The sequence below is a fragment of the Streptomyces mexicanus genome (assembly GCF_902506575.1).
Classification (GTDB): domain Bacteria; phylum Actinomycetota; class Actinomycetes; order Streptomycetales; family Streptomycetaceae; genus Streptomyces; species Streptomyces mexicanus.
This window is the reverse complement of record NZ_LR732544.1, coordinates 1,864,824-1,876,374: the sequence shown is the minus strand read 5'-3', so window position 1 is coordinate 1,876,374 and position 11,551 is coordinate 1,864,824. Positions and strand designations below refer to the sequence as shown.

The 11,551-nt window shown below is 68.9% G+C and carries 7 protein-coding genes and 2 rRNA genes; 7 read left to right on the top strand and 2 right to left on the bottom strand.

Features of this window, described 5'->3' with window-relative positions:
- Nucleotides 1-54: 54 nt before the first annotated feature.
- The 3 genes from GV126_RS08430 to GV126_RS35690 all read left to right on the top strand — a co-directional run bounded on the left by GV126_RS08430 (nt 55) and on the right by GV126_RS35690 (nt 5,434).
- Nucleotides 55-3,177, top strand: a 23S ribosomal RNA gene (locus GV126_RS08430).
- 232 nt (nt 3,178-3,409) lie between these two features.
- A 5S ribosomal RNA gene (gene rrf, locus GV126_RS08425) occupies nt 3,410-3,526 on the top strand.
- A 1,173-nt stretch (nt 3,527-4,699) separates the two neighbouring features.
- Nucleotides 4,700-5,434 (top strand): tetratricopeptide repeat protein, encoded by a 735-nt coding sequence (locus tag GV126_RS35690; protein WP_201299928.1) that lies wholly within the window; start codon nt 4,700-4,702, stop codon nt 5,432-5,434.
- Between the two features lie 69 nt (nt 5,435-5,503).
- Here GV126_RS35690 and GV126_RS08415 read toward each other — a convergent pair whose 3' ends face one another.
- Nucleotides 5,504-6,796, bottom strand: coding sequence for a DUF1015 domain-containing protein (locus GV126_RS08415; protein WP_159664089.1), 1,293 nt, complete (start codon nt 6,794-6,796; stop codon nt 5,504-5,506).
- Nucleotides 6,797-6,869: 73 nt separating this feature from the next.
- Between GV126_RS08415 and GV126_RS08410 the strand changes: the two genes are divergently transcribed.
- The 4 genes from GV126_RS08410 to GV126_RS08395 all read left to right on the top strand — a co-directional run bounded on the left by GV126_RS08410 (nt 6,870) and on the right by GV126_RS08395 (nt 11,065).
- Entirely contained in the window at nt 6,870-7,898 is a 1,029-nt protein-coding gene (locus tag GV126_RS08410; RefSeq protein ID WP_159664087.1) for an HAD hydrolase-like protein, read from the top strand.
- 139 nt (nt 7,899-8,037) lie between these two features.
- Entirely contained in the window at nt 8,038-9,081 is a 1,044-nt protein-coding gene (locus GV126_RS08405; RefSeq protein ID WP_159664086.1) for a FecCD family ABC transporter permease, read from the top strand.
- Nucleotides 9,078-10,181, top strand: a complete 1,104-nt coding sequence (locus GV126_RS08400) for a FecCD family ABC transporter permease (protein ID WP_159664085.1) — start codon at nt 9,078-9,080, stop codon at nt 10,179-10,181. The genes GV126_RS08405 and GV126_RS08400 overlap by 4 nt, the downstream gene beginning before the upstream one ends.
- Nucleotides 10,178-11,065, top strand: coding sequence for an ABC transporter ATP-binding protein (locus GV126_RS08395; protein ID WP_185947534.1), 888 nt, complete (start codon nt 10,178-10,180; stop codon nt 11,063-11,065). The genes GV126_RS08400 and GV126_RS08395 overlap by 4 nt, the downstream gene beginning before the upstream one ends.
- Here GV126_RS08395 and GV126_RS08390 read toward each other — a convergent pair.
- Nucleotides 11,049-11,396, bottom strand: coding sequence for an SCP2 sterol-binding domain-containing protein (locus GV126_RS08390; protein WP_159664083.1), 348 nt, complete (start codon nt 11,394-11,396; stop codon nt 11,049-11,051). The genes GV126_RS08395 and GV126_RS08390 overlap by 17 nt on opposite strands.
- Nucleotides 11,397-11,551: the final 155 nt, after the last annotated feature.

Sequence of the window (11,551 nt, the reverse complement as noted above, 5' to 3'; positions counted from 1 at the left end):
GTGCCGGGTGGCTGGTCGTTGTTTGAGAACTGCACAGTGGACGCGAGCATCTGTGGCCAAGTTTTTAAGGGCGCACGGTGGATGCCTTGGCACCAGGAACCGATGAAGGACGTGGGAGGCCGCGATAGTCCCCGGGGAGTCGTCAACCAGGCTTTGATCCGGGGGTTTCCGAATGGGGAAACCCGGCAGTCGTCATGGGCTGTCACCCACTGCTGAACACATAGGCAGTGTGGAGGGAACGCGGGGAAGTGAAACATCTCAGTACCCGCAGGAAGAGAAAACAACCGTGATTCCGGGAGTAGTGGCGAGCGAAACTGGATGAGGCCAAACCGTATGCGTGTGAGACCCGGCAGGGGTTGCGTATGCGGGGTTGTGGGATCTCTCTTTCACAGTCTGCCGGCTGTGAGGCGAGTCAGAAACCGTTGATGTAGGCGAAGGACATGCGAAAGGTCCGGCGTAGAGGGTAAGACCCCCGTAGTCGAAACGTCAGCGGCTTGCTTGAGAGACACCCAAGTAGCACGGGGCCCGAGAAATCCCGTGTGAATCTGGCGGGACCACCCGCTAAGCCTAAATATTCCCTGGTGACCGATAGCGGATAGTACCGTGAGGGAATGGTGAAAAGTACCCCGGGAGGGGAGTGAAATAGTACCTGAAACCGTGTGCCTACAAGCCGTGGGAGCGTCGGAACAAGGCTTGCCTTGTTCTCGTGACTGCGTGCCTTTTGAAGAATGAGCCTGCGAGTTTGCGGTGTGTTGCGAGGTTAACCCGGGTGGGGTAGCCGTAGCGAAAGCGAGTCCGAAGAGGGCGTTTGAGTAGCACGCTCAAGACCCGAAGCGGGGTGATCTAGCCATGGGCAGGTTGAAGCGGAGGTAAGACTTCGTGGAGGACCGAACCCACCAGGGTTGAAAACCTGGGGGATGACCTGTGGTTAGGGGTGAAAGGCCAATCAAACTCCGTGATAGCTGGTTCTCCCCGAAATGCATTTAGGTGCAGCGTCGTGTGTTTCTTGCCGGAGGTAGAGCACTGGATAGGCGATGGGCCCTACCGGGTTACTGACCTTAGCCAAACTCCGAATGCCGGTAAGTGAGAGCGCGGCAGTGAGACTGTGGGGGATAAGCTCCATGGTCGAGAGGGAAACAGCCCAGAGCATCGACTAAGGCCCCTAAGCGTACGCTAAGTGGGAAAGGATGTGGAGTCGCAGAGACAACCAGGAGGTTGGCTTAGAAGCAGCCACCCTTGAAAGAGTGCGTAATAGCTCACTGGTCTAGTGATTCCGCGCCGACAATGTAGCGGGGCTCAAGCGTACCGCCGAAGTCGTGTCATTGCAGCATGACGGCTAACGCCGGCTGTGATGGGTAGGGGAGCGTCGTCTGCCGGGTGAAGCAGCACCGGAAGGTAGTTGTGGACGGTTGACGAGTGAGAATGCAGGCATGAGTAGCGATTCACACGTGAGAAACGTGTGCGCCGATTGACTAAGGGTTCCTGGGTCAAGCTGATCTGCCCAGGGTAAGTCGGGACCTAAGGCGAGGCCGACAGGCGTAGTCGATGGATAACCGGTTGATATTCCGGTACCCGCTGTGGAGCGTCAAACATCGAATCCAGTGATGCTAAGCCCGTGAAGCCGCCGGGGCCCGTCTTTGACGTGTCTCGGAGTGGTGGAGCCGGTGACCCGAGCTGGTAGTAGGTGAGTGATGGGGTGACGCAGGAAGGTAGTCCATCCCGGGCGGTGGTTGTCCCGGGGTAAGGGTGTAGGCCGCAAGGTAGGCAAATCCGCCTTGCATACGGCTGAGACCTGATGCCGAGCCGATTGTGGTGAAGTGGATGATCCTATGCTGTCGAGAAAAGCCTCTAGCGAGTTTCATGGCGGCCCGTACCCTAAACCGACTCAGGTGGTCAGGTAGAGAATACCGAGGCGTTCGGGTGAACTATGGTTAAGGAACTCGGCAAAATGCCCCCGTAACTTCGGGAGAAGGGGGGCCAGTCCTGGTGATGAGCTTCGCGCTCTGAGCTGGGGGTGGCCGCAGAGACCAGCGAGAAGCGACTGTTTACTAAAAACACAGGTCCGTGCGAAGCCGTAAGGCGATGTATACGGACTGACGCCTGCCCGGTGCTGGAACGTTAAGGGGACCGGTTAGCTCCATTTCGGTGGGGCGAAGCTGAGAACTTAAGCGCCAGTAAACGGCGGTGGTAACTATAACCATCCTAAGGTAGCGAAATTCCTTGTCGGGTAAGTTCCGACCTGCACGAATGGCGTAACGACTTCTCGACTGTCTCAACCATAGGCCCGGTGAAATTGCACTACGAGTAAAGATGCTCGTTTCGCGCAGCAGGACGGAAAGACCCCGGGACCTTTACTACAGTTTGATATTGGTGTTCGGTTCGGCTTGTGTAGGATAGCTGGGAGACTGTGAAGCCTGGACGCCAGTTCGGGTGGAGTCGTCGTTGAAATACCAGTCTGGTCGTGCTGGATGTCTAACCTGGGTCCGTGATCCGGATCAGGGACAGTGTCTGATGGGTAGTTTAACTGGGGCGGTTGCCTCCTAAAGGGTAACGGAGGCGCCCAAAGGTTCCCTCAGCCTGGTTGGCAATCAGGTGTTGAGTGTAAGTGCACAAGGGAGCTTGACTGTGAGACCGACGGGTCGAGCAGGGACGAAAGTCGGGACTAGTGATCCGGCGGTGGCTTGTGGAAGCGCCGTCGCTCAACGGATAAAAGGTACCCCGGGGATAACAGGCTGATCTTCCCCAAGAGTCCATATCGACGGGATGGTTTGGCACCTCGATGTCGGCTCGTCGCATCCTGGGGCTGGAGTCGGTCCCAAGGGTTGGGCTGTTCGCCCATTAAAGCGGTACGCGAGCTGGGTTTAGAACGTCGTGAGACAGTTCGGTCCCTATCCGCTGTGCGCGTAGGAGTCTTGAGAAGGGCTGTCCCTAGTACGAGAGGACCGGGACGGACGAACCTCTGGTGTGCCAGTTGTTCTGCCAAGGGCATGGCTGGTTGGCTACGTTCGGGAGGGATAACCGCTGAAAGCATCTAAGCGGGAAGCCTGCTTCGAGATGAGGGCTCCCACCCACTTGATGGGGTAAGGCTCCCAGTAGACGACTGGGTTGATAGGCCGGATCTGGAAGCACGGTAACGTGTGGAGGTGACCGGTACTAATAGGCCGAGGGCTTGTCCTCAGTTGCTCGCGTCCACTGTGTCTTGATGGGGTAAGGCTCCCAGTAGACGACTGGGTTGATAGGCCGGATCTGGAAGCACGGTAACGTGTGGAGGTGACCGGTACTAATAGGCCGAGGGCTTGTCCTCAGTTGCTCGCGTCCACTGTGTCAGTTCTGAGGCAACGAACAGTTGCCGGCTTTGAGCAGAACAGACAACTGAAGAGTGTGCTTGTTCGCTCGAAACCATTAGGGTTTCGGTGGTCATAGCGTGAGGGAAACGCCCGGTTACATTCCGAACCCGGAAGCTAAGCCTCACAGCGCCGATGGTACTGCAGGGGGGACCCTGTGGGAGAGTAGGACGCCGCCGAACAATTTTTGGAGGACCCCTGGTCGCCAGCGTACAGCTGGGACCAGGGGTCCTTTCGTTTTTTTTGATCAAACACCGCCCGAGCGCGCAGGGCAGCCGGCGCGCGAGAATGACTTGCGGTACAGCAGACAGGAGTCACCGATGTCCACCAACTCTTCCGACGAGCGTCCCGAGCGCGACCAGCGCCGCCGGGACAGTGGTGACCGTGCTGACCGCAGCGATCGTGGCGGCTACCGCGGGGGACCGCGCCGTACCAACGAGCGGGGCGGGTACGGGCGTCGTGACGACCGCCGCGATGACCGCCGTGACGAGCGTCGCGGCGGTGAGCGCGGTGAGCGCGGTGACCGCGACCGCGGTTTCCGTCGGGACGGGGACCGTGCCCCCTACCGCCGTGACGAGCGTCGTGACGACCGCCGCGACGACCGGCCCTCGTACCGTCGTGATGACCGGCGTGACGACCGGCCTTCGCACCGTTACGACGATCGGCGTGACGACCGGCGCGATGATCGCCGTGGGTTCCGCCGTGACGACGACCGCGACCGGTACGGGCGTCGTGACGAGCGCGGCTACGGTCGCCGTGACGACCGATCCGACCGTGGCGACCGGGGCGACCGTGGCGGTTATGGGCGTCGTGACGACCGGTTCGAGCGCCCCGAACGGGGTGGCTTCCGCCGCGACGACCGCGGTGATGACCGTCGTGACGACCGCCGTGACGACCGGCCCTCGTACCGGCGTGATGACCGTCGTGACGACCGCCGCGATGACCGGGCCTCGTACCGGCGGGACGACCGTCGTGATGATCGGCGTGATGACCGTCCTGCCTACCGCCGGGACGACCGGCGTGACGATCGTCGGGACGACCGGCGTGAGGGCGACCGTGGTGGTTATGGCCGTCGTGACGACCGGGACCGCGGTTTCCGCCGGGACGGCGACCGTCCCGCCTACCGCAGGGACGACGTCCGCGGTGACCGGGGCGACCGGGACGAGCGCGGTGAGCGCGGGGGCTTCCGTGGCCGTGACGACCGCGGGGGCCGCGGTCCCCGCCGCGACGGCCGTGACAGCCGTGGCGGGCGTCCGGGCGGCTTCCGGGGCCGTGACGACCGGCGCGGCGACGACCGGCGCGGTGCAGGCCGCTTCCGCGAGGAGCGGGACCGGGACCGTGAGCCGATCAAGCGGCTGCCGATCCCGCCGGAGGTCACCGGCGAGGAGATCGACAAGGACGTACGGCAGGAGCTGCAGAGCCTGCCCAAGACGCTGGCCGAGGACGTCGCCAAGAACCTGGTGATGGTCGCCCGGCTCATCGACGAGGACCCCGAGGCGGCCTACGGCTACTCCAGGGTGGCCCTGCGGCTGGCGTCCCGGGTCGCCGCCGTGCGGGAGGCCGCCGGATTCGCCGCGTACGCGAACCAGAAGTACGGCGAGGCGCTCGCCGAGTTCCGGGCCGCCCGGCGGATGACCGGCAGCGTCGAGCTGTGGCCCGTCATGGCGGACTGCGAGCGCGGGCTCGGCCGGCCGGAGAAGGCGCTGGACATGGCCGGCGCCCCGGAGGTGCACAAGCTCGACAAGGCCGGGCAGGTGGAGATGCGGCTCGTGGCGGCCGGTGCCCGGCGTGACATGGGGCAGCTGGACGCGGCCATCGTCACCCTGCAGAGCCCCGAGCTGGCCTCCCACTCCGTGCAGCCGTGGACCGCGCGGCTGCGCTACGCCTACGCCGACGCCCTGCTCGCGGCCGGTCGGGAGGCCGAGGCGCGCGAGTGGTTCGCCAAGGCCGTGGAGGCGGACCGGGACGGCAGCACGGACGCCTCGGACCGGCTGGCCGAGCTGGACGGCGTGGAGTTCACCGACGCGCTCGCCGAGGACGGCGAGGCCGAGGGAGGCTCCCTGGACAGCGACGAGGACGGCCGTCACTGAGGCCGGTCGTACGAGTTGAGTGAGGGGCGGGTCCCGGCCGGGACCCGCCCCTCGTGTTTTCGGCCTGGCTCACAGGTCCAGCGCGCGCAGCACCAGCCCCGACGCCGGCTTCGGGCCGAACGACGTCGACTTGCGGGGCATGGTGACGCCCTGGCGGGCGAGGTCGCGCACGACGTCCTCGCGGACGGGGTGCATCAGGACGGCGGTCCCGCCGTCGTGTTCCGCCTTCGCCACGGTGGCCGCCGCGTCGTGGATGTAGGCGATGCGGGTGGGGTCGTCCTCGGGGATGCGCCAGACGTGCTCCAGGAGCGCGGCGTGCAGGACGGTCGCGTCCAGGGTGCGCCAGGCGGCCGGGCGGTCCGCGGGGACCGTGCGGGCCAGCAGAGCGGGGTCCGGGCGGTCCACGAGGTGGAAGGAGCCGTCGCCGGCGAGCAGATAGGCGTTGCCCGCGCAGGCCGCGTCCGCCAGCGCCTCCAGGGCGGTGGCCAGGGGCACGTCCAGGCGCCGGACGCGGAAGAGGCCGTCCAGCGCGGACAGGGCCTCGGCGACCGGCAGGCCGTGCAGCAGGCGGTGGATGGCGCGGACCCGGAGCGGATAGCGGGCGGTGTCCACCAGGAGGACCAGGCCGTAGTCCCAGGCGCTGGGCGAGGGGTGTTCCGCGCGCAGGCGGCGGTAGGTCGCCCAGCGGTGGTGGCCGTCGGCGATCAGGGCCTGGTGCTCGGACAGGTCCTCCTGGATCTTCGCCAGGTCGGCGGGGTCGGTGATGGACCACAGGCGGTGGCTGAAGCCGTCCTCGGTGGTGGTCGCGAGCAGCGGGGGCTGTTCGACGGTGCGTTCGAGGACCACGGTCGTGGCGGCGGTCGAACCGTTGCCGCGGTAGGTGAGCAGCAGCGGTTCGAGGTTGGCGCTGGTGGCGCGCATCAGGTCGGCGCGGTCGGCGACGACGTGCGGCATCACGTCCTCGTGCGGGAGCACCACGCCCTCGTCGGGGTCCGACACGCGCAGCGCGCCGATCAGGCCGCGTTGCAGCATGCCGTCGCCGTCGCGTTGTTCGTAGACGTACAGGCCGGGGTCGGGGTCGGCGGCCAGGATGCCCTCGGACAGCCAGCGGCGCAGGGTGGCGGCGGCCTGCGCGTTGCGGGCGGCCGGGTCGCCGGCCTGGGGCAGGATCAGGCGGACGATGTTGTGGGGGTCGGCGGACTCGAGGTGGTGCAGGCCGTCGGGGCGTACGACGACGTCGTACGGCGGGGACGTCACGGCGGCCAGACTGCCGACCCGGTCGGGGGCGTAGCGGAGGCCTCGGAACGGGGTGAGGTCGAGGCCGCGGCGCGGTGATGCCGGCGAGTGACCTGCAGTGCTCATCCCGGCATCGTACGTGTGTCAGTGGCATGGGGGATGATCGAAGGGAGATCGGCGGCATGAGGAGCGATGCGGAATGAGTCAGGGCGTCAGGACGAGGCCCGAGGGCAGTGGGCAGGCCCTGAGCGAGGCGTACGACACGGCCCTGCTCGACCTGGACGGTGTGGTGTACGCGGGCGGCGAGGCGATCGTGCACGCCGTGGAGTCGCTGGCCACCGCCCGGTCGGGCGGCATGCGGCTGGCGTACGTCACCAACAACGCCCTGCGGACGCCGGACGCGGTGGCCGCCCACCTGACCGAGCTGGGCATACGCGCCGAGGCGTCGGATGTCGTCACCTCCGCGCAGGCGGTGGCCCGGCTGATCGCCGGACAGGTGCCGGAAGGGGCGCGTGTGCTGGTGATCGGCGGCGAGGGGCTGCGGGTGGCGCTGCGCGAGCGCGGGCTGGAGCCGGTGGAGTCGGCCGACGACGACCCGGCGGCGGTGGTGCAGGGCTACGGCGGCCCCGAGCTGCCCTGGGGGCGGTTCGCGGAGGCGTGCTTCGCCATCGCGCGGGGTGTGCCGTGGTTCGCGTCGAACACCGACCTGACGATCCCGAGCGCGCGGGGCATCGCGCCCGGCAACGGCGCGGCGGTGGAGGTCGTCCGGATCGCGACGGGTGCCGAGCCGCAGGTGGCGGGCAAGCCGCTGCCGCCGATGCACCGCGAGACGATCCTGCGGACGGGCGCGCGACGGCCCCTGGTGGTGGGGGACCGGCTGGACACGGACATCGAGGGGGCGTTCAACGGCGGGGTCGACTCGCTGCTGGTGCTGACCGGGGTGACCGACGGGGCGCAGCTGATCGCCGCACCGCCGCAGCACCGGCCGACGTACGTCGACGCCGATCTGCGCGGCCTGCTCACCGGGCAGCCGGAGATCACCCGAGAGGGTGACGGTTTCCGGTGCGGCGGGTGGACGGCGACCGCGGGTACGGCGCAGCTGGAGCTGGCCGGTGACGGTGAGGCGCTGGACGGGCTGCGGGCGCTGTGCGCGGCGGCGTGGACGGCGGGCGGCGAGCAGGCGTGCGAGCTGGACGCGGGCAAGGCCCTGGCCCGGCTGGGCTTGTGACGGGCGAGCCGGGGCACTGGTGCGTCTGTGACGGGCGGGCCGGGGTGTCTGTGCGTCTGCGACGCGGCGGAGGGCCTGGAGCGGTGGGGGAGGGGACCGCGAAGGGTGTTGGGCGGCGAGGGTAGGCTAACCTAACTGCGTGTTGGTCGACAGTCCTCCCGAAGAGCGCGCGGCGCGGGCCGCAGCGCCCCCGACCCGCCGTGGAGTGCGAGCCGCCGGTCTCCTCTTCTCCGCCGCGATCCTGGTGCTCGTCGCCCTGGCGAGCATCGCGGTCGGGGCGAAGGAGCTGTCCGTGGCCCAGGTGTGGCACGGCCTGTTCCAGGACACGGGGACGTACGGCGACGTCGTGGTCGGCGAGCGGCTGTCCCGCACGCTGCTCGGGCTGCTGGCCGGGGCCGCGCTCGGCCTGGCCGGGGCCGTGCTGCAGGCGCTCACCCGCAACCCCCTGGCCGACCCCGGGGTGCTCGGCATCAACGCGGGCGCGTCCGCCGCCGTCGTCACCGCGATCACCTTCCTGAACGTCACCAGCCTGAGCGGCTACGTCTGGTTCGCCTTCCTCGGAGCCGCCGCGGTGGGCGCGCTGGTGTGGTTCCTCGGCGGCAGCCGCAGCGCCACACCGGTCCGGCTCGCCCTGGCCGGCACGGCGATCGGTGCCGCGCTCTACGGCTACGTCCAGGCCGTGATGATCACCAACGGGGCGGCGCTGGGGAAGATGCGGTTCTGGACCGTGGGCTCCCTGGCGTCCGCCACCGACGAGACCATCGTCCAGGTGCTGCCGTTCTGCCTGGCCGGCACGGTCCTGGCGCTGCTGCTCGCCCGGCCGCTCAACGCGATGGCGATGGGCGACGACACCGCCCGCGCCCTCGGCGCCCACCTCACCCGCACCCGGGCGCTCGCCATGCTCGCCGCGACCGTGCTGTGCGGGGCGGCCACCGCCGCCTGTGGGCCGATCGTCTTCGTCGGGCTGATGGTCCCGCACCTCGTGCGCTCCTTCACCGGGCCCGACCTGCGCTGGATCCTGCCGTACGCGACCGTGCTGTCGCCCGTGCTGCTGCTCGGCTCCGACGTCATCGGCCGGATCGTGGCCCGGCCCGCCGAGGTGCAGGTCGGCGTCGTCACCGCGCTCATCGGCGGCCCGGTGTTCATCTACCTCGTACGGCGCCGGAGGACGACCCAGCTGTGAAGACCACCCGCGCTCCCCGTACCACGTCCCCCGGCTCCGACGGGTTCGCGGCCGCCCGCGCGCCGCGGACCGCGCGGGCCGTCCGCGTGCCCGGCGGGCTGTCCTTCCGTGTCGACGTCCGGGCGTTCACCGTCGTCGTCCTGCTGGTGGTGGCCGCGCTCGCCGCGAGCGTCGTGCTGATCGGCACCGGCGACTTCCCGATCCCGGCCGCCGACGTGCTCAAGACGCTCGTCGGCCAGGGCAACCGGGGCCAGGACTTCATCATCCGCGAACTGCGGCTGCCGCGCGTGCTGGTGGGGCTGCTGGTCGGCGCCTGCCTGGGCCTGGGCGGTGCGCTGTTCCAGTCCGTCTCCCGCAACCCGCTGGGCAGCCCGGACGTGCTCGGGCTCTCGCAGGGCGCGTCGGCCGGCGCGCTCGTCGTCATCGTCCTGTTCTCCGGCGGCGCCACCGCGGTCACCCTCGGCGCCCTCGCCGGCGGTCTGGTCACCGGGCTGGCGATCTACTTCCTGGCCTGGAAGCAGGGCGTGCACGGATACCGGCTGGTGCTGGTCGGCATCGGCGTCAACGCGATCGTCACCGCGGTCAACGGCTACCTCATCACCAAGGCCGACTTCGTGGACGCCGCCCGCGCGGTGGTGTGGATGACCGGCTCCCTCAACGGCCGGGACTGGACGCAGGTGTGGCCGCTGCTCGTGCTGTTCCTGGTCCTGCTGCCGGTCGTCGCCGGCAACGCGCGCGGGCTGCGGATGCTGGAGATGGGCGACGACGTCTCCTACGCCCTCGGGGTGCGGGTGGAGCGGGTGCGGCTGCTGCTGATGGGCTCGGCCGTACTGCTCACAGCGGCCGCCACCGCCGCGGCCGGGCCCGTCGCCTTCGTCGCCCTGACCGCGCCGCAGCTCGCCCGGCGCCTGACCCGTTCGCCCGGCCCCAACCTGGCGGCCTCCACCTGCATGGGCGCCGCCCTGCTCGTCGCCGCGGACCTGGCCTCCCAGCGGGCCTTCGGCGCCGACCAGCTGCCCGTCGGCGTGGTCACCGGCGTGCTCGGCGGGATCTACCTGCTGTGGCTGCTGGTCGTCGAGCGCCGGAAGGGACGGGTATGAGCACCCGCAGCGCCCACAGCACCCGCCACACTCCTGACAGCAAGAGGAGCAGCGTGAACCGCCTGTCCGCCGACAACGTCACCCTCGCCTACGACCAGCGGGTCATCGCCGAACAGCTGTCCGTCCAGATCCCCGACCGGTCGTTCACGGTGATCGTCGGCCCGAACGCGTGCGGCAAGTCCACCCTGCTGCGGGCGCTGTCGCGGATGCTCAAGCCCAGCCAGGGCCGGGTGCTGCTGGACGGGCAGGCCATCCAGTCGCTGCCGGCCAAGCAGGTCGCCCGGACGCTCGGGCTGCTGCCGCAGTCCTCCGTCGCGCCCGACGGGATCACCGTCGGGGATCTGGTGGGCCGCGGCCGCTACCCGCACCAGGGCATCCTGCGGCAGTGGTCCGCCGAGGACGAGCGGGTGGTGCGCGAGGCCATGGAGCAGACGGGCGTGGCGGAGCTGGCCGGACGCTACGTCGACGAGCTGTCGGGCGGTCAGCGCCAGCGGGTGTGGATCGCCATGGCGCTCGCCCAGCAGACGCCGCTGCTGCTGCTCGACGAGCCGACGACGTACCTGGACATCCAGCACCAGATCGACGTCCTCGACCTGTGCGCCGAGCTGCACGAGGAGCAGGGGCGCACCCTGGTCGCGGTGCTGCACGACCTCAACCACGCCGCCCGCTACGCCACCCACCTCATCGCCCTGCGCGGCGGGAAGGTCATCGCCGAGGGCGCGCCGAACGACATCGTCACCGCCGAGCTGGTGGAGGAGGTCTTCAACCTGCGCTGCCAGGTCATCGAGGACCCCGAGACGGGCACGCCGCTGGTGGTCCCGGCGGCCCGCAGGGCACGCGGGCGCGGTGCCGGCCGGCCGGCGGCCGTCACAGAAGCTTCCTGAGCCGGAACAGGTCCAGCAGGCTCGCCTCCAGCTTCACCCGGCCCGAGCCCCAGGCGGTGGCGAAGTTCAGCTCGCCGCCGACCAGGGCGACCAGGTCGTCTCCGGTCATCGCGAGCCGGATCTGGGCCTTCTCCGGCGGCGGGCCCTGGACGGTGTCGCGCACGTCGATGCGGCCGCCCGTCAGGCGGCCGACGAAGGTGACGTCGAGGTCGGTGATGTGGCAGCTCACGGAGCGGTCCAGCGAGGCCGCCTCACGGACGTCCCCTTCCGCGGTCGCCATGGTGTCCGAGAGTTTCTCGAGTGCGCTGCGGCACTCCTCGATCGTGGCCATCGCCCCCGACGGTACCCCAGCGCCTCGCGGTAGCGTCTGCGCATGACCGACTCTGTGACCGGGACGCAGGGGACGCGGGCCACGGCGGACGTACCCGAGGGGGACGCCGGGGGACCGGCCCCCGACGCCGCCGCCCCGGCGTCCCCCTCGGGTAC